The organism is Streptosporangium sp. NPDC023963 (assembly GCF_040639135.1).
Classification (GTDB): domain Bacteria; phylum Actinomycetota; class Actinomycetes; order Streptosporangiales; family Streptosporangiaceae; genus Streptosporangium.
The window spans coordinates 319,253-336,577 of the sequence record NZ_JBEZZK010000006.1 but is presented as its reverse complement, the minus strand read 5'-3'; the positions used below and the strand labels follow the sequence as shown (position 1 = coordinate 336,577).

At 71.4% G+C, this 17,325-nt stretch carries 21 protein-coding genes; 11 read left to right on the top strand and 10 right to left on the bottom strand.

Annotated elements, in window-relative coordinates:
- Positions 1–242: 242 nt before the first annotated feature.
- Genes AB0F88_RS21335 through AB0F88_RS21320 form a run of 4 tightly spaced genes read right to left on the bottom strand, consistent with a single transcriptional unit; the run spans position 243 to position 5,114 of the window.
- Positions 243–1,376, bottom strand: a complete 1,134-nt coding sequence (locus tag AB0F88_RS21335) for an MsnO8 family LLM class oxidoreductase (RefSeq protein ID WP_362686418.1) — start codon at positions 1,374–1,376, stop codon at positions 243–245.
- Positions 1,373–2,587, bottom strand: coding sequence for an LLM class flavin-dependent oxidoreductase (locus AB0F88_RS21330; protein ID WP_362686415.1), 1,215 nt, complete (start codon positions 2,585–2,587; stop codon positions 1,373–1,375). Before AB0F88_RS21330 ends, AB0F88_RS21335 begins: the two co-directional genes overlap by 4 nt.
- A complete protein-coding gene (locus AB0F88_RS21325) occupies positions 2,584–3,909 on the bottom strand; it encodes an NtaA/DmoA family FMN-dependent monooxygenase (RefSeq protein WP_362686412.1) in 1,326 nt (441 codons plus the stop codon). The genes AB0F88_RS21330 and AB0F88_RS21325 overlap by 4 nt, the downstream gene beginning before the upstream one ends.
- Positions 3,906–5,114, bottom strand: a complete 1,209-nt coding sequence (locus AB0F88_RS21320; RefSeq protein WP_362686409.1) for an LLM class flavin-dependent oxidoreductase — start codon at positions 5,112–5,114, stop codon at positions 3,906–3,908. Before AB0F88_RS21320 ends, AB0F88_RS21325 begins: the two co-directional genes overlap by 4 nt.
- Positions 5,115–5,267: 153 nt before the next feature.
- On the opposite strand from AB0F88_RS21320, the gene AB0F88_RS21315 reads away from it, so the two are divergent.
- Positions 5,268–6,245 (top strand): hypothetical protein, encoded by a 978-nt coding sequence (locus AB0F88_RS21315; RefSeq protein ID WP_362686406.1) that lies wholly within the window; start codon positions 5,268–5,270, stop codon positions 6,243–6,245.
- Here AB0F88_RS21315 and AB0F88_RS21310 read toward each other — a convergent pair whose 3' ends face one another.
- Entirely contained in the window at positions 6,246–6,677 is a 432-nt protein-coding gene (locus tag AB0F88_RS21310; protein ID WP_362686403.1) for a MarR family transcriptional regulator, read from the bottom strand.
- 79 nt (positions 6,678–6,756) lie between these two features.
- Here AB0F88_RS21310 and AB0F88_RS21305 point away from each other — a divergent pair, with 79 nt between their 5' ends.
- Positions 6,757–7,173 carry an organic hydroperoxide resistance protein gene (locus tag AB0F88_RS21305; protein WP_362686400.1) on the top strand — a complete coding sequence of 139 codons (417 nt, stop codon included), beginning with the start codon at positions 6,757–6,759 and terminating at the stop codon, positions 7,171–7,173.
- Positions 7,174–7,205: 32 nt separating this feature from the next.
- Here the strand turns inward: AB0F88_RS21305 and AB0F88_RS21300 are convergent, their stop codons facing one another.
- Positions 7,206–7,568: a DUF2203 domain-containing protein gene (locus AB0F88_RS21300; RefSeq protein WP_362686397.1), complete on the bottom strand. Its 363-nt coding sequence runs from the start codon at positions 7,566–7,568 to the stop codon at positions 7,206–7,208.
- Positions 7,569–7,767: 199 nt separating this feature from the next.
- Between AB0F88_RS21300 and AB0F88_RS21295 the strand changes: the two genes are divergently transcribed.
- Positions 7,768–7,995, top strand: coding sequence for a helix-turn-helix domain-containing protein (locus AB0F88_RS21295; protein ID WP_362686394.1), 228 nt, complete (start codon positions 7,768–7,770; stop codon positions 7,993–7,995).
- A gap of 2 nt (positions 7,996–7,997) precedes the next feature.
- On the top strand, positions 7,998–8,606 hold the full coding sequence (locus tag AB0F88_RS21290; RefSeq protein WP_362686387.1) for a Clp protease N-terminal domain-containing protein: 609 nt from the start codon (positions 7,998–8,000) through the stop codon (positions 8,604–8,606).
- Positions 8,607–8,641: 35 nt separating this feature from the next.
- On the opposite strand, the gene AB0F88_RS21285 is transcribed toward AB0F88_RS21290, so the two are convergent.
- Both AB0F88_RS21285 and AB0F88_RS21280 read right to left on the bottom strand, forming a co-directional pair.
- Entirely contained in the window at positions 8,642–9,484 is an 843-nt protein-coding gene (locus tag AB0F88_RS21285; RefSeq protein ID WP_362686384.1) for an amidohydrolase family protein, read from the bottom strand.
- A gap of 325 nt (positions 9,485–9,809) precedes the next feature.
- Complete coding sequence (locus tag AB0F88_RS21280; protein WP_362686381.1) at positions 9,810–11,171, bottom strand: cation:dicarboxylase symporter family transporter; 1,362 nt, start codon at positions 11,169–11,171, stop codon at positions 9,810–9,812.
- Between the two features lie 86 nt (positions 11,172–11,257).
- Between AB0F88_RS21280 and AB0F88_RS21275 the strand changes: the two genes are divergently transcribed.
- The 3 genes from AB0F88_RS21275 (at position 11,258) to AB0F88_RS21265 (ending at position 14,085) form a co-directional block, all read left to right on the top strand.
- The gene (locus AB0F88_RS21275; protein WP_362686379.1) at positions 11,258–12,991 is read left to right on the top strand and encodes a sensor histidine kinase; all 1,734 of its coding nucleotides are present in this window, start codon (positions 11,258–11,260) and stop codon (positions 12,989–12,991) included.
- Positions 12,988–13,659, top strand: coding sequence for a response regulator (locus AB0F88_RS21270; protein ID WP_362686376.1), 672 nt, complete (start codon positions 12,988–12,990; stop codon positions 13,657–13,659). The genes AB0F88_RS21275 and AB0F88_RS21270 overlap by 4 nt, the downstream gene beginning before the upstream one ends.
- A gap of 81 nt (positions 13,660–13,740) precedes the next feature.
- Positions 13,741–14,085: an anti-sigma factor antagonist gene (locus AB0F88_RS21265; protein ID WP_362686373.1), complete on the top strand. Its 345-nt coding sequence runs from the start codon at positions 13,741–13,743 to the stop codon at positions 14,083–14,085.
- Here the strand turns inward: AB0F88_RS21265 and AB0F88_RS21260 are convergent, their stop codons facing one another.
- Together AB0F88_RS21260 and AB0F88_RS21255 are read right to left on the bottom strand one after the other, a co-directional pair.
- Positions 14,086–14,313 carry an HGxxPAAW family protein gene (locus tag AB0F88_RS21260; protein WP_362686370.1) on the bottom strand — a complete coding sequence of 76 codons (228 nt, stop codon included), beginning with the start codon at positions 14,311–14,313 and terminating at the stop codon, positions 14,086–14,088.
- A 37-nt stretch (positions 14,314–14,350) separates the two neighbouring features.
- The gene (locus AB0F88_RS21255) at positions 14,351–14,788 is read right to left on the bottom strand and encodes a MarR family transcriptional regulator (protein ID WP_362686739.1); all 438 of its coding nucleotides are present in this window, start codon (positions 14,786–14,788) and stop codon (positions 14,351–14,353) included.
- An 88-nt stretch (positions 14,789–14,876) separates the two neighbouring features.
- Here AB0F88_RS21255 and AB0F88_RS21250 point away from each other — a divergent pair, with 88 nt between their 5' ends.
- The 4 genes from AB0F88_RS21250 (at position 14,877) to AB0F88_RS21235 (ending at position 16,810) form a co-directional block, all read left to right on the top strand.
- Entirely contained in the window at positions 14,877–15,059 is a 183-nt protein-coding gene (locus tag AB0F88_RS21250) for a hypothetical protein (protein WP_362686367.1), read from the top strand.
- A gap of 207 nt (positions 15,060–15,266) precedes the next feature.
- The gene (locus tag AB0F88_RS21245) at positions 15,267–15,470 is read left to right on the top strand and encodes a DUF5302 domain-containing protein (RefSeq protein ID WP_350967627.1); all 204 of its coding nucleotides are present in this window, start codon (positions 15,267–15,269) and stop codon (positions 15,468–15,470) included.
- A 147-nt stretch (positions 15,471–15,617) separates the two neighbouring features.
- Positions 15,618–16,058, top strand: coding sequence for a type II toxin-antitoxin system PemK/MazF family toxin (locus tag AB0F88_RS21240; protein ID WP_362686364.1), 441 nt, complete (start codon positions 15,618–15,620; stop codon positions 16,056–16,058).
- A gap of 209 nt (positions 16,059–16,267) precedes the next feature.
- Positions 16,268–16,810 carry an RNA 2'-phosphotransferase gene (locus AB0F88_RS21235; protein ID WP_362686362.1) on the top strand — a complete coding sequence of 181 codons (543 nt, stop codon included), beginning with the start codon at positions 16,268–16,270 and terminating at the stop codon, positions 16,808–16,810.
- Positions 16,811–17,325: the final 515 nt, after the last annotated feature.

Below are 17,325 nucleotides of genomic sequence, written 5' to 3'. Positions count from 1 at the left end.
GCGCGGTTCTCCTCCCGTGACGGATCCCCGCCCGCCGTCGGGTTGTCCCCGCTGACGGATCGTCGTCCCGTGACGGACTCTCTTCGGCTGACGGATCTCGGACACCCCCGTCGCGGGGCGCCTTACCGGGGACGTCGGAGCCCGCGACGCTTTCTCGACGTCCCTCGACCGGATTCCCGGAAAAAACCTCCGGCACCCGGCGGTGACCGCCGGGTGCCGGAGAGGGTGTGGGTGGTGCGGGCTCAACCTGTGACGGCGCCTCCTTCCCATTCCGCGGCGAGCAGCTCGTAGGAGCGGACCCGGTCGGCGTGGTCGTGGGTGATGGTGGTGACGAGCAGCTCGTCGGCGCCGGTGACGTCGCGCAGCACGCGCAACCTCTCCGTGACGGTCCGCGGGGAGCCGACGAACTGGGTGGCCAGCCGGTCGGCGACCAGCGCGCGGTCCTCCTGCGTCCACTCGTGGGCCGCCGCCTCGGCCGGTGTCGGGAACGGCATCGCCCCGGCGCCGGTGCGGATGCTGCGGACCCAGAGCCCGTACGGGGAGGCGAGCTCCCTGGCCGTCTCGTCGTCCTCCGCCACGACGACGTCGGCCGAGACGACCAGGTAGGGCTCGGCGAGGACCTGCGAGGGCTTGAACGCCGCCCGGTACGCCTCCGCGGCGTCCAGCACCCCGGACGGGCTGACGTGGTAGTTCGCCGCGAACGGCAGTCCCCGCTCCCCCGCCACCTGCGCGCTCTGCCCGCCGCTGCTGCCCAGGATCCACAGCCGCAGATCCGCGCCCTCGCCCGGTGTGGCGTGCGCGGCCACCCCCTCGGGGGAACGGTAGGTCCCGGCCAGCAGCGCCGCGATCTCGTCGACCTGGTCGGCGAAGTCGGGACTCTCCGCGCCCGGCTGCTGCAGCAGCGCGCCGTACAGGGAGAACAGCGGCGACTTCGCGAGCGCGGTGAAGGAGAAGGCCTCCGGGATGAGCAGCCCGTCGACGATCCTGGCGGGTTTCGGCGGGGGCGGGGTCTTCTTGGCGAGCTCCGCGAACTCCGCCTTGCGCTGGCCCGAGCGGCCCAGGCCGAGATCGACGCGGCCCGGGTAGAGCGCGTCGACGAGGCCGAACTGCTCGACCACGGACAGCGCGGTCTGGTGGCCGACCTGGACGGCTCCCGAGCCGACCCTGATCGTGCTGGTCGCGGCGGCCAGCAGGGCGATGAGCACGGCGGGGGCGGCGCCGGCGACGCCGGGCGCGAGGTGGTGCTCGGCCACCCAGTAGCGGCGGTAGCCGAACTCCTCGGCCCGCCGGGCCAGGTCCAGGGTGTTGCGCAGCGCGTCGCCCGGGGTGCCGCCGGAGGGGATGGGGGCGAGGTCGAGGATCGACAGGGAGGTCACGGCCGCCTCCCGTCCCGCGCGTCACCGTGCCGCGAGCCCTCGTGCGGTGCGCCCACGTCCCGCACGTCACCGTGCCGCGAGCCCTCGTGCGGTGCGCCCTTGTGCGGTGTGTCCTCGTGCCGGGCGCTGTCCGGTCCCCGGCCCGGGGTCCCGTGCTCGGAGTCCCCGTGATGGGGGAACGGCCTGCTGGGGATCTCCGCGCGCAGCACGGGGGCGATGTCGCTCTGGAAGAGTTCCAGGGCCGCCCGGTGCTGCTTGTCGGTGAGGCCGTCCGCGTCGGCGTGCAGGTGCATGACCTCGTGCCCGAGCCGCTCGTGGTAGCGGTGGACCTTGTCGATGATCTGCTGCGGGCTGCCGACCAGGATCGAGCTGCGCTCGATGGCGTCCTCCAGGGTGTGGAAGACCGGGGTCACGCCGACCTTCCTGAACAGCTCCAGCCGGGCGTTGAAGATCGGCCGGTAGGTCTCGATCGCGTCCTGGGAGTTCTTCGTCGCGTAGTAGCCGGCGGTGCCCGCGCCCACCAGGGCGTCGGCGGGGTCGTGGCCGTGGAACTCCCAGCGTTCCCGGTAGTGGCGGACCAGTTCCTCGTACGGCTCGACCGGGTTGCTGACGTTGGCGGAGAAGAGCGGGTCGCCGTACAGGGCGGCGAGCTCCACCGACTCCTTGCTGGTGGCGCTGCCGTGCCAGACGCGGATGGGCCGCTGCAGCGGGCGCGGCCAGGTCTCCGCCTCGGTCAGGGACGGCCGGAACGTCCCCGACCAGGTCACCTTGTCCTCCCGCCACAGGCGGCGGAACAGCTCGTAGCCCTCCCGGTTGCGCTCCCACTGGTCCTCGCCGGTCACGTGGAACAGCTGGGCCTGCGCGGCGCCGTTGCCCTTGCCGATGATGAGTTCCAGGCGGCCGCCGGAGAGGTGGTCGAGGGTGGCGTAGTCCTCGTAGGCCCGCACGGGGTCCAGCAGGCTCAGCGTGGTGACCGCGGTGAACAGCCTGATCGCCGACGTCCTGGCCGCGATGTGGCTGAGCACGACCGGCGGGGACGAGGAGATGAACGGGCGCTCGTGCCGCTCCCCGACGCCGAAGCCGTCGAAGCCGAGCTCCTCGGCCAGTACGGCGTTCTCGACGACCTCGCGCAGGCGCGCGTTGGTCGACTTGAGCTCGCCGGTGATGGGGTCGGGGCCATGGACGATCAGGGTGATGGCTAGAAATTTCATCGTTCGTTCTCCAGGCCCAGGTGTCCGCGCAGCGTGGTGGTCTCGTAGTCGGCGCGGAAGACCCCGCGCTCCTGCAGCAGCGGCACGACCCTGTCGACGAAGTCGTCCAGGCCGCCGGGGGTGAGGTGCGGCACCAGGATGAAGCCGTCGGAGGCGTCGCCCTGTACGAACTCGTTGATCTCCTCGGCGACGCGTGCGGGCGAGCCGATGAAGGACTGCCTGCCGGTCACCTCGATGATCAGGTCGCGGATGCCGAGCTTCTTGGCCTCGGCCAGGGCCCGCCACTCCGCCGCCGTCTTGAGCGGGTCGGGGAACATCCGGGTCCGGCCCTTGATGATCGAGTCGTCCGAGACGTCCGGGTCGATCTCGGGCAGCGGGCCCTCGGGGTCGTAGGCCGACAGGTCCCGGTTCCACAGCTGTTCCAGCAGCAGGATCGCGGTCTGCGGGCTCACCTGCTGGCGGCGGATGTGGTCGGCGTTCTCCTGGGCCTCGGCGTCGGTGTCGCCGAGCGCGAACGTGACACCGGGCAGGATCTTCAGGGAGTCGGGCGACCGGCCGTGCGCGGCCAGCCTCGACTTGATGTCGCGATAGAAGGCCTGCCCCTCCTGGAGCCTGCTGTGCCGGGAGAAGACGGCGTCGGCGGTGGCCGCGGCGAAGGCCCTGCCGCCCTCGGAGTCCCCGGCCTGGATGGTGAGCGGGCGGCCCTGCGGGCTGCGCGGCACGGTGAAGTGGCCGCCGATGTCGAAGTGGGTGCCCCGGTGGGCGAACTCCCCCGCCTCCCGCCTGGCGAACGTGCCCGCCTCCGGATCGGCGACGAGGTCGCCGGCGGCCCACGAGTCCCAGAGCTCGTTGACGGTCCGCACGAACTCCTCGGCCCGCTCGTAGCGCTGCGAGTACTCCAGGAAACCGCCCCGCCGGAAGTTCTCCCCGGTGAACGCGTCGGAGGAGGTGACGACGTTCCACCCGGCCCGGCCGCCGGACAGGTGGTCGAGGGTGGCGAGCTTGCGGGCGAGCTCGTACGGCTCGTTGAAAGTGGCGTTGATCGTCCCGGCCAGGCCCAGGTGGTCGGTGACCGCGGCGAGGCCGGAGAGCACGGTGAGCGAGTCGGGGCGGCCGACCACGTCGAGGTCGTGGATCTTCCCGCGCTGCTCGCGCAGCCGCTGCCCGTCCGCGAGGAAGAAGAAGTCGAACCTCCCCCGCTCGGCGGTCCGCGCCAGGTGGGCGAACGAGGCGAAGTCGATCTGGCTGCCCGAGGCGGGATCGCTCCAGACCGTGTGGTTGTTCACGCCCGGGAAGTGGGCGGCGAGGATGACCTGCTTCATCGTCGGCTCCCTGCGTAGCGATTGGCGGGCCGGGGCAGGCGGAGGTGGCCGCGCAGCGTGTCCGCCTCGTACGCGCGGCGGAAGGCGTCGCGCGCCTGGAGCTCGGGCACCAGGCCGCGGGTGATCGCGTTCAGGTCCGTCGGCAGAACGGCGGGCCGGAGCCTGAAGCCCTCCAGACCGGCCGCGCGCCACTCCAGGAGCAGGTCGGCGAGCTCGCCGGGCGTGCCCGCGAAGACGGCGGCGTCGGAGGTGTAGGCGGCACCGTCGAGCTCGTCGAGCCGGGCCCTGCGCTCGCGGGCGTCGTCCCCGTCCTCTCCCAGGAACACGACGAGGTCCGCGAAGATCTTCAGCTCTCCGGCGCCCGGATCGCGCACCTCTCCCTCGGTCTCGCGCACCTCCGCCACGATGGCCCGCGCCCGCTCGGTGTCGTGCGGCGTGACGTGGACGACGTCGGCGCCGCGCGCGGCGAACTCGTACGGCAGCCGGGCGTGCGCCAGCGCGGTGACCAGTGGCTGCCCCTGAGGAGGGCGCGGCACGATGGACGGCCCCTTGACGGTGAAGCGCTCGCCCTCGAAGTCGACGTAGTGGAGCCTGTCGCGGTCGACGAACCGGCCGGTGGCCACGTCGCGGATGACCGCGTCGTCCTCCCAGCTGTCCCACAGGCGCCGCACCGCCTCCACGGCGTCGGCGGCGTCGCCGAACAGCTCCCGCACCAGGGGGGACCTGTCGATGTCGCCGAGGCTCTCCGGCGTCAGCTCGGGGACCTCCCTGCGGCCGAAGTGGGCGGCCTCGGTGTGGCGCCCGGAGATCTGGGCGCGCCATCCGGCCCGCCCGGAACTGACGTGGTCGAGGGTGGCGATGGAGCTCGCGACGTGGAAGGGCTCGGTGTGCGTGGTGGTGACCGTGGGCACCAGCCCGACCCTGCTCGTCAGCGGGGCGATCCTGGAGGCCACGAGGGCGGCGTCGAGACGCCCGCGCACCTGGTCGGTGCGGCCGTCGTGGCCGTCCAGGCGCGTGGTCTGCAGGGCGAGGGAGTCCTCGATGGTGACGAAGTCGAGGAGGCCGTGCTCGGCCTCGGCCACCAGGGCGGCCCAGTAGGCGGCGGTGAACAGGGCTTTCGGGGAGGCGGCGGGGTCACGCCAGGCCGCGGGATGCCATCCGGCGCCGTCGAGAGCGACGGCGAGATGCAAGGGAACTGCCGACATACGACGACGATAACACCAAAACCCTTAATCTCTACATGTTTAGTCGGTTATATCGCGGGAGCCCGCCTGCCGAGCCGCCGCCTCCGGAACGGGGAGCCCCCTGCGGGGACGTCCACCTGACGTCGGCGCCGGGATCTGATAGGCATTCGTCCCGTGACGCGTTTTCTGGTGGTCCTCGCGACGGTTCTCCCCTTGATGGCGGCCACGGCTCCGGCCTCGGCCGCGGCCCCCGGCAAGCCGCACGTCCCGGCGGGAGTGACAGCCGGGTACGTGGTCTTCGACCGGCAGGCGGCGAAGGTGACCGAGTACCGCAACGCGCATCGGAGGTTCCGGTCGGCGTCGGTGGTGAAGATCCTCATCGCGATCGACTATCTGGAGTCGCGCAGGAGCGTTCCCTCGCGGGACCTGGCGCTGCTCAAGGTCATGCTGCGGGTCAGCGACGACGACGCGGCGACGTCCTTCTGGACCCGGGGCGGCCAGGGCAGGATCGTCCAGCGGATGGCGCGCAAGCTGCGGCTCACCGACACCGTTCCCCCGCCGGCCGACAAGCCGGGCTTCTGGGGTTACACCTCGCTCAGCGCGATGGACGTCGTCAAGACCTACCGCTACCTGCTCGACCGGGCCGACCCCGGCGTCCGCGACCTGATCCTGGGCCATCTGCGCAGGTCGGGGCAGTGCGGCTCCGACGGCTTCGACCAGTACTTCGGCATCCCCCGCGCGGTGCGCGGGCCGTGGGCGGTCAAGCAGGGCTGGTCGGGGTACGGCTCCACGCCCCCGGTCCGCTGCCGCCCCGCGACCCCCTCCACGTCCTCCACCGCGCCCTCGACCTCCACCGCATCCTCCACCGCATCCTCCACCGTGCCCGCGCCCGCGTCCGCGGCCCGGCTCGCGTCCGGCGGCGACGTCCCGCTCACCGCGCGGGTCGTGCCCGCCGCGCAGGTCGCGCCCGCCCAGACCGGGCCGGTGCCGGACCTGGGGCGTCCGGTCCTGCACACCACCGGGCTCGTCGGGCCCAAGGAGCGCTGGATCGTGGTCCTGCTGACCGCCCACCCGGCGGGGACCACCTGGCAGCGCTCCACCGCCCAGACGACGAAGCTGGCCCGGGAGGTCCACCTCAGCGGAACCTCCTGATCACCGCGCGGACTCGTCGAGGAAGGCGATGACGCGGCGCAGGGTGCGCTGCAGGTCGAGGACCTCGGCGGGGGCGAGACCGGCCGCCCCGAAGATCTGGGCGGGGACGTCGCACGCCCGCTCCTCCAGCTGGGACCCCTTGGACGTGAGCCGCACCAGCACGGAACGCTCGTCGTCGGCGCTGCGCTCGCGGCGCACCAGGCTCGCCGCCTCCAGCCGCTTCAGCAGCGGCGACAGGGTGCCCGAGTCGAGCCGCAGCCTGACCCCGAGCTCCTTGACCGTCACCGGCTCGCGCTCCCAGAGCACCATCATGACCAGATACTGCGGGTAGGTCAGGCCGAGCTCGGCCAGCACCCTGCGGTAGGCGGCGTCCATCGCGCGAGACGCCGCGTGCACGTCGAAGCAGACCAGGTCGTCGACGGAGATCTTCACGCCTCGATTGTACCGAACTTGACTGCTACCAACTAAATTGCACACAATTGAGTTGCCCGCAATCGAGAAGGAGATCCAGATGAGCACGCTTTACACCGCCATCGCCACCGCCAACGCCGGCGGCAGGGAAGGACGGGCGGTCTCGTCCGACAAGCGTCTCGACGTGGCCCTCACGCCGCCGAAGGAGATGGGCGGCTCCGGCGAGGGCACCAATCCCGAGCAGCTGTTCGCGGCCGGGTACGCCGCCTGCTTCGCCAGCGCGCTCCAGCTGATCGGCCGCAAGCAGAAGGCCGACGTCTCCGAGGCCTCGGTGACCGCCGAGGTGGGTCTCGTCAAGGAAGGCAAGGGCCTGGCGCTCTCCGTGACGCTGCGCGTCGAGCTCCCCGACGAGCTGCACGGCGAGGCCGGCACCGCCCTCGTGGAGGCCGCCCACCAGGTCTGCCCCTACTCCAACGCCACCCGGGGCAACATCCCGGTCAAGCTCGTGATCGAGTAGCCGGGCTCCCGGGGATCGCGGTCAGGGAACGGTCAGGGAAGGGGCCTGCGGCCGGCGAAGCCGAGCTCGTCCCGGTGGTACCACACCAGCTCGCGATCCCCTTCGAGCCAGCACAGCCGCACCCGCACCCCGTCGAGCACCGAAGGGAAGTCGACCAGCAGGGGCGCGACACCCTTGACCTCGATGCCCCGCTCCTCGAACCAGCCGAGGATCTCCTCCAGCCTGGCCTCGTAGGCCTTCGCCTCCGCCAGCCCGCCGGCCTCGGAGGTGCCGGTGCTGCGGAGCTCGTACGCGAGCTCGGCCAGGTCACCCCGCATCGCCACGAACGCGGCGGCCCGCTCCAGCAGCACGGGCATGAGCGCCCGCGCCTCCTCGACGGTGAAGATCCTGTCCACCCCTGCACGCTAGCGCGTCCCCGCCCGGAACGCTGCGAAGCACCGGGAGCACCAGGAGGCGTCGAGGGGTACCGGCGAGGCGCTCGGCGAGATACCCCGCGGGGCGCTCGGCGAGACACGCGGCAGGACAGCCGGCGAGGCGCCGAAATTCCGTCAGCAAATGCTGACAGAACCGGATCTGTCAGCTTATGCTGACAGCATGGGATCGCTGAGCGAGTTCGCCGAGGCCGTCGACGGCGAGGATCCGGTGGTGGCGCTGGCGGCCGTGGCGGCACTGCGCAGGCTCCTGGAGGAGCTTGAGGCCGCGCACGTCATCGAGGCCAGGAACCGGGGTTCGTCCTGGGAGGTCATCGCCGCGGCGCTCGGAGTCAGGCGGCAGACGGCACACCGCAAGCACGCACACCGAATCACCGAGGGCGGGAGCTGACGATGTTCGCGAGATTCACCCCCGAGGCCCGGCGGACCACGGTCCGCGCCGGACTGCTGTCGCTCGACCACGGCCGCACCACGCTCGACGAGGACATGCTCCTGCTCGCCCTGGCCGAGTCGTGGCCGGCGGCGGGTTTCGCGGCCACCCCGCAGGCCGTCACCCCGGGGGTGGCCGGCGCGGAGGCCGTCACCCCCGAGGCGGTCGGCGCGGAGATCCGCGACCGCGAGGCCGCGAGGGGCCGGGCGGGCGACCGCGAGCTGCTGGCCGCCATCGGCGTCGACCTGGACGAGATCAGGCGGCGCCTCCCGGCCCGGCGGACGGATCCCCTGGCGTGGCGGCTGACGCGCTCACGGCTGCGCCCGCTGAACGTGACGCTCAGCGGGCCGGCCGGTGACCTGCTCCTCACCGCCAGGGCGAGGAAGGTCGTCGAGGTCGCCCTGCACACCTCCGGCACCGGCGCCGGTACCGGCTCCGAGGTGACAGGCGAGGATCTGCTGAAGGGCCTGCTGGCCGACTCCTCGAACGCCTCGGTCTCCATCCTGCGCGGCCTCGGTGTCGACCTCCGCGGCCTCGCGGCGAGCATCGGATTCCTGCGCGAACCGGCCTGAGGACGGAGCCCGGCCCGAGAACGGGGCGGGCGAGGTCAGACCTCGATGCCGTAGAAGCGCGCGGCGGTGCCGCCGAGGACGGCGTCCCGGCCGGCCCCGTCGAGACCTGACAGCAGCACGCCGGTCTCCTCCCAGACCTTGGCGTAGTCACCGGCGAGGACGGCCACCGGCCAGTCGCTGCCGAACATCAGCCGATCGGGGCCGAACACCTCGAGCGCGTGGTCGACGTAGGGGCGGAGGTCCTCGGCCGTCCAGGTCTCGGGGTCGGCGGCGGTGTTGAGACCGGACACCTTGCCGTACACGTTGGGATGCTCGGCGGCGCGGGCGATGAGCGACGCCCACGGCTCCCAGCCCTTCTCCCTGATCGGCGGCTTGGCCAGGTGGTCGATGACCAGCCGCAGCCCGGGGACGCGCTCGGCGAGGAACGGCACGTGCTCCAGGTGCCTGGGCAGCACCGCGACCACGTCGAACGGGAGCCCCGCCGCGGCGAGCAGGCCCAGGCTCTCGACCACCGTGTCCTGGACGACCCAGTCGGGGTCGGGGTCGTCGTGGATGAGATGCCTGACCCCGGCGAACCTCGGATGCCTGCGGTAGCGCTCCAGCGCCCCGGCCGCCTCGTCGGGCCGGTTCAGCGGCACCCATCCCACCACGGCGGCGACGAAGTCGTGGGCGTCCGCCTGCGCCAGCATCGCGTCGGTGTCGGCGTAGGTGTCGGCGGCCTGGACCAGCACGGTCCGCTCCACACCGGTGGCGGCGAGCTGCGGGATGAGCTCCTCGGGGGCGAAGGTGCGGTAGAGCGGTCCCGCCTCCGGCGTCAGCCAGGAGTAGGAGCCCGTCTCCAGGTTCCAGAAGTGCTGGTGGGCATCGATGACGGCCATCCACCGCTCCCCTTCGATTTCTCGATAGATCGTCTGAGCCTGCACAAACTAGGGCGCGGCGGCAGGGGTGTCAACGCCGCCGGCTCGCCGGGACCGGCCGGTGAGCCGGCGGCCGTACGGGCGGTGCGCCCGCCCTCACGCGTACGGGCCGGTGGCGGACGCTCCCCGGCGAGGAGTGTCCGCCACCGGCCCGTACGCCCGCCGGAGGGCCGCCGTCGCCACACCGGCCCCGGTCGACGCCGGTCGACCCCGGCTGTACCGGTTACACCGGCTACACCGGCTACACCGGCTACACCGGCTACACCGGCTACACCGGCTACACCGGCTACACCGGTGACAGGGCCGGGTCGTCCGACCGCGAGGCGGGCGGCGGGGGCGGCGGGGTGTCGTCGCCGTGCTCGTCGTCGAGGAGGGTCGTCTCGTCGAACGGCGCCTTGCCCGCCAGCACCTCGGTCGCGCGCTCCCGGTCGAACTCGCCCGTCCAGGTGCCGATCAGGACGGTGGCGACCGCGTTGCCGGCGAAGTTGGTCAGCGCCCGCGCCTCGGACATGAAGCGGTCGATGCCGACGATGAGGCCGACGCCGTCGACCAGGTCGGGGCGGTGGGACTGCAGGCCGCCCGCGAGGGTGGCCAGGCCCGCGCCGGTGACCCCGGCGGCGCCCTTCGACGCGATCATCATGAAGACCAGCAGGGAGACCTGCTCGCCGAAGGCGAGCGGGGCGCCGGTGGCGCTCGCGACGAACAGCGTGGCCATGGTGAGGTAGATGGCCGTGCCGTCCAGGTTGAAGGAGTACCCGGTCGGCACGGTGATGCCGACGACGGGCTTGCTCACGCCGAGGTGCTCCATCTTGGCGATCAGACGGGGCAGGGCCGACTCCGACGACGAGGTCGACAGGATCAGCAGGAACTCCCTGCCCAGGTAGCGCAGCAGCGAGAACAGGCCGATCCGCGCCACCAGCCAGAGCATCGGGCCGAGGATGACGAACACGAAGAGCACGCAGGTCAGGTAGAAGGCGAGCATGATGACGCCGAGGCTCCTGAGCGCGTCGACGCCGGTGGCTCCGACGACCGCGGCTATCGCGCCGAAGGCGCCGACCGGGGCGGCCCACATGATCATGGCGAGGATCCGGAAGACGAGCCGCTGGATGTGCGTGATGCCGTTCAGGATGGGCTTGGCGCGCTCGCCCATCGCCTGCAGGGCGAAGCCGGTGAGCAGCGCGACCAGGAGGGTCTGCAGCACCTGGCCCTCGGTGAACGCCGACACCAGCGTGGTCGGGATGATCCCGAGCAGGAACGACACCGTGTCGGTCTCGCCGCCCTTGGCCGCCTCGGCCTCGGCGGCCTTGCGGAGCTCGTCGGTGAGCTGCAGGCCCTGTCCGGGGTCGACCAGGTTGCCCACGAGCAGGCCGATGCCCAGCGCGACGGTCGACATGGCGATGAAGTAGCCGAGCGCGAGGCCGCCGACCCGGCCGACCTTGGCGGCCTTGGTGACCGACCCGACACCGAGCACGATGGTGCAGAAGATGATGGGGCTGATCATCATCTTGATCAGGGCGACGAAGGCGGTGCCGAGCGGCTTCAGGGCCAGGCCGACGTCGGGGGCCGCGAACCCGATCGCGATACCCGCGACCACGGCGACGATGACGGCGATGTACAGGTAATGTGTTTTGTCTCGGGCCGCGCTCATGCGTGCTCCACGCGCTAGAGGAAAAATCCGGTCGAGCGACTATCTCCGGCCCTGTGATCTAAGTCACCATTGCGTACATTTCGTTCGTGAACTTGCGGAAACTTCCCAGACGCATACGCGACTGGAGCCTGGCCAGGCAGATGCTGGCCCTCCAGATCGTCGTCGTAGGCGTCACCGTGACCGGTGGCGCCCTGCTGGCGTTCCTGCAGATGCGCGACCTGCTCGTCGAGGAGGCCACCGGCACCGCAAGGGCGGTGACCGTCAGCGTGGCCGACTCCCCCTCCGTCCTCGCCTCCCTGGGCGACCCCGCCGCCCTGCAGCCGTACGCGGAACGGGTGAGGCGGGAGACCGGGGTCGACTTCATCACGATCATGAGCCTCGACGGCGTGCGCTACACGCATCCCAACCCCGCCGAGATCGGCCGCCGCTTCCTCGGCAACACCGCGCCCGCCCTGGCCGGGCGGGTCTTCACCGAGACCTACACCGGCACGCTCGGCCCCTCGGTCCGCGCCGTCGCCCCGGTCCGCGACGCCCGCGGCGAGGTGCGGGCCCTGGTCAGCGGGGGCATCACCATCAGCAAGATCAGTGTCAGGCTCCGCGGGCAGATCACCGGCGCCGTGCTGATCGGCCTGCTCGGCCTGTCCGTCGGCGGGGCGGGCACCTACCTGGTCGGGGCCAGGCTGCGCCGCCAGACCCACGGGATGGGCCCCGCCGAGCTGAGCCGGATGTACGAGTACCACGACGCGATCCTGCACGCCGTACGGGAAGGACTGCTGCTCGTCGACGACGCGGGCACGGTGACGCTCTGCAACGACGGCGCCAGGGAGCTTTTGGGCCTGACGGGCGAGGTGAACGGCAGGCACGTCACCCGGCTGGGCCTTCCCCCCTCGCTGGGCGAGCGGCTGGCGGCGACCGAGAACCGTACCGACGAGATCCACATGACCGGGGAGCGGACGCTGGTGGTGAACGCGGCGGTGGTCCGCTCCGGCAACCGCTCGCTCGGCACCGTGGTCACCCTTCGCGACCACACGGAGCTGCAGTCCCTGACCGGGCAGCTCAACGCCGAGCGCGGCTTCGCCGACTCCCTGCGGGCCGCCGCGCACGAGTCGGCCAACCGGCTGCACACGGTCATCACCCTCGTCGAGCTGGGCCGCGCCGAGCAGGCGGTGGCGTTCGCGACCGAGGAGATCAAGGCCGCGCAGCAGCTCACCGACCGGGTGGTGGGCGCCGTGCGCGAGCCCGTGCTCGCCGCGCTGCTGCTGGGCAAGAGCGCCGAGGCCGGGGAGCGGGGGGTGGAGCTGTCGATCACCCCGGACAGCGAGCTCGACGACCTCGGCCTGGACACCCGCGACCTGGTGACGATCGTCGGCAACCTGATGGACAACGCGGTGGACGCGGCCATGGCGGGCACCCGGCCCGCGCGGGTGGAGGTGCGGCTGCGCGCCGACGAGACGACCTTCGTGATCAGCGTGGCGGACAGCGGCCAGGGCCTCGACCCGGCGACGGCGGGCGAGGCCTTCCGGCGGGGATGGACCACCAAGGGCGACGGCCGCGGCCTCGGCCTGGCCATGGTCGGCCAGGCGGTCCGCCGCATGGGCGGGACGATCGAGGTCGGCGGGACGGGCGAGCCGGGCCGGGTGGCGGGGACGGGACCGGCCGAGGCGGGGCGGGCGTTCGAGCCGGGCCCGGCCGTACCGGGCACGACCGCGGAGGCCGCCCGCGTGGTCCCGGGCGAGGCGGGCGCCGGGCGACCGGCGGAGAACGGGACGGGCGCGGTGTTCACCGTACGGCTGCCGCTGCGGGGGAAGGGCACCTCATGATCTCGGTACTGGTCGTCGAGGACGAGGAGATCACCGCCGAGGCGAACCGGGTCTTCGTGGAGCGGGTGCCCGGCTTCCGGGTGGCCGGAGTGGTCAGGTCCGGCGGCGACGCGCTGCGCTTCCTGCGGCGCCACCCCGTCGACCTGATCCTGCTCGACCTCTACCTGCCGGACATGCACGGGCTGGAGGTGTGCCGGGCGCTGCGGGCGGCGGGCGTGATGTCGGACGTCATCGCCGTCACCTCGGCGCGGGACCTGTCGGTGGTCAGGTCGGCCGTCTCCGTCGGCGTGGCCCAGTACCTGCTCAAACCGTTCACCTTCGCCTCGCTGAACGAGAAGCTCACCCGCTACGCCGAGTTCCGGTCGTCGGTGGAGGGCGTGGGAGAGGCGAGCGGTCAGGGCGAGGTGGACCGCGCGCTGGCGGCGCTACGGGGCCCGGCGCAGAACCTCCTGCCGAAGGGGATGACGCAGGCCACCCTCGACGCCGTGCTGGCGGAGCTGCGCAAATCCCCCGGCGGCCTGTCGGCCCAGACCGCCGGGGCGGCGATCGGCGTCTCCCGGGTGACCGCCCGCCGTTATCTGGAGCATTTGACGGAGAGCGGGATCACACACCGGGTGCCCCAGTACGGTGGCCTCGGACGGCCCGAGCTGCTCTACCGGATCATTTGAGGCCCCGCCGAGGCACGGTGACCCCGGAACTGGTAGGAAAAAGGCAGCCCGCCCTGCCACCCGCGGGCGAAGGAGCGCAGCATGACCTTTTTCACTGTCTCATCGAGCCTGCTCGGGACGGCGTTCGTCGTCCGGGCACTCGGAGAACTCGACTACCACCACTCCCCCGCCCTGCGCGCGGAGATGGACAAGGCATGGGCCGCCGAGCCGCCCTCCCTGGTCGTGGCCGACGTCGCGGGGCTCACCTTCTGTGACTCCACCGGGGTCGCCGAGCTGATCCTGGCGCTCCGGCAGAGCCGCACCCTGGGCATCCGGCTCGCCCTCGTCGGCGTGCACGGCACCCTGGAGCGGATCCTCACCATCACCGGCCTGCGCTCCTCCTTCGAGGTCTTCGCCTCCGTCGAGGAGGCGCTGCAGAAGGCCTGATCAGCTGTTGCCCTGGTCCATCGGCACGCGGGGCGCGTCGATGATGACGTCCGAGAAGATGTCGACCACCAGGGCGATCACGCCGCCGATCGCGATGATCCCGGCCCCGACCCAGAAGAACGTCCAGTTGGGGCCGAGGCACAGGGCGACGCCCCCCACGGTGAACCCCAGCAGGATGACGATCACCGCGAGCCAGGACTTGGGGCTTCCCCCGTGACTTCCAGCCATGAGTCTTTCCTCTTTCTGTTCTCTGATTCTCCGCGAATCAGTGATGCACGCCGTCCGCCGCGGCGATCACCTGTGTCAGTGACCGGTGGAGCTCCTGGAGCTCCTCCAGGTTCATACCCAGACGCTCGACGATCGCCGGCGGAACCTTCTCCGCCTCGCCCCGCAGCCTGTGACCCTCCGGTGTGAGCGAGACGGCCAGGACACGCTGGTCCTGGCTGTCACGCCGCCTCCGGATGTAGCCGACGGCCTCGAGACGCTTCAGCAGCGGGGACAGCGTACCGGGGTCGAGTCTCAGTAGCTTGCTCAGCTCCTTGACCGACAGCGGTGCCCGCTCCCAGAGGGCGAGCATGACCAGATACTGGGGGTGGGTGAGCCCCATCGGCTCCAGCAGGGGCCGGTAGAGCCCGATGACGTTGCGCGAGGCGATCGCCAGGGCGAAGCACACCTGGCGGTCCAGCTTCAGAAGATCGACCATCTCGCTCACGCATGCCTCCAACCGACATAGTACGATAATTAGTGTACAAACCATTATCGCCCCAATCGTCGGCGAGTAAAGGATTCCCATGTTTCACAGCAAGCCGATCGAGGAACGGATCGCCCAGCGCCAGGCCGAGCGCTCCACCCTCAAGGAGGGCCGGCACTTCGAGCACGGCCCGGCGAAGTTCGTCTTCATCTTCGTGATCGTCTTCGTGGTCGTCGGCCACCTGGCCGGCCTGCTGCTGATGATGGCCCTGGGCATGCACTGACGTGGCCGGACGGCGTGCCGGCGAAGCTCGCGGCACGCGGCCTTCCCGCACCGCTCCTCCCCCCTTCCCTCAGGGCTTCCTCTCAGAGTCCCTCAGGGCTTCCTCTCAGAGCCGAAGCGGGGGGCCTGCACGCCGGAAGGCTCCGGATGAGAGGATGATGATCCTGTTGGTCGGGGTTGGACCGCCCGATAGATCAGGAGGTCTGTAATGTCTGACGTCACGCCGGAACCCGAAGGTTCCGAAAGTTCCGACGACGAGCTGAAGCGCAAGTTCCGCGAGGCACTGGAGCGCAAGAAGCTCGCCCAGGCGGACGCGGGCTCCGGGGGCAAGGGGAAGAACTCCTCGAAGATCCACGGTGCTCACGGCCCGGCGGCGGCCAAGCGCTCCTTCCGCCGCAAGAGCGGCGGCTGAGCCGTCCTTCGAACCAGGTCCGGACCAGGGCACCCGCCCACCCGGATCTCGGCCGCCCTGCTGGCCCCCGGCCAGCGGGCGGTGCGCTCCCTCCGCCGGCTCCCGGTACCCCTTGGAAGCGTCCGGAGTCTGCAATAGGCTGTGCACGTGCGTGATCTTGGTGAGGACCCCCGGCCGGCTCGAGGCGCGGTCAGCGAGGTCCGCCGCGTCGACCGGACCGCGACCCTGCACTACTCCCCCGATCTCGACGGGCTCGCCGACCCCGGCGAGATCGTCTGGGCCTGGGTCCCCTACGAGGAGGATCCGGACCGGGGCAAGGACAGGCCGCTGCTGGTCGTCGGCCGCCACGGGCGCAAGCTGCTGGCGCTGATGCTGTCCAGCCGGGGCGGTGACGACCCCGGTGACTGGCTGGAGATCGGCCCCGGCCAGTGGGACCGGGAGAACCGGGTCTCGTACCTGCGCCTGGACCGGGTCTTCACCCTCGCCGAGGGCGACATCCGCCGCGAGGGCTCCGTCCTCGACGGCGCGCGTTTCGCCCGCGTGGCCGCCGTCCTCAAGCGCACCCACGGCTGGGCCGCCGACGGCTGAGCCCGCTCCGCACCGGCCCCGGGCGGCCACCCGGCGCAAGGCACGGACACGCGAAGGCGCCCGAACACGCGAAGGCGTCCGGACACGCGAAGGCACGGACACACGAAGACGCCCGGACACGCGAAGGCGTCCGGGTATGCGCTCAGGCCGGGAAGCGCCGGGACGAATCCGGTGGAAAACGGCGGTGTGAGCCAGCATCCTGGTGTCCCATGGACGACAGACGGCTCGTTCGAGTCTCCAAATATCTCTCCAAGCACCTCAGGCACCAGCCCGAACGCATCGGGCTGGTCCTCGACCCGCAGGGTTGGGCGGACGTGGACGCCCTGCTGGCCGCCGCCGCGCGGCACGGCTTCGCGATCACCCGCGACGAACTCGGGCAGGTGGTCGCGGGCAACGACAAGCGGCGCTTCACCGTCGAGGGCGACCGGATCCGCGCCAACCAGGGCCACTCGATAGGCGTCGACCTGGACCTTCCCCCGGCCGAGCCACCCGAGGTCCTGTTCCACGGGACGGTGAGCGCGTACGTGGGCGCCATCCGGGAGGAGGGCCTGCGGCCGATGAACCGGCACGCCGTGCACCTGTCCCCCGACCGGGAGACCGCGACCCGGGTGGGCGCGCGGCGGGGCAGGCCTGTCGTGCTGGTCGTCCGCTCGGGGGAGATGCACCGGGCGGGTCACGAGTTCCGGATCAGCGCCAACGGCGTATGGCTGGCCGCCCACGTGCCGCCCGCCCACATCTCGTTCCCCGGCTGAGGGTCTCGGCGGAACGGCCTCACAGGACGGACTCACAGGACGGACTACGACTTCACGGAATGGCCTCACAGGACGGACTACGACTTCACGGAACGTCCCCGCCCCACCTTGGACCCCAGACCCCGGAATCTTGGGACTCCAGATCCCCGGAATCCGCGCCTCCGCAGGGTCTCCGGCCCTGCGACTCCCGCCTCCGAGAGAACCCGGGTTGCCGCCGGCCCCCACCGGAGAACCTCCGGCCCGCCATCTGGACCGAACATCCGGGCTGAGCATCCGGGCTGAGCATCCGGACCGGGAGAACCCCGGCCCCTGTCTCACCCCGCGCCGGGAGCCGAAGGATTTCCAACGCATTCCAAAATCTGGGCCAACCGAAGGTCACTCCCACCCCGCACCACACCCCCGGGCAAACACCTGGGGTTTTTTCATGTTCATGCTGGTTTGGAGGGAAGTCAACCCATTGACGTTCCAACACATACGGGTGTAAATAAAGCTGAAACAACACTGAAACGGTGGTG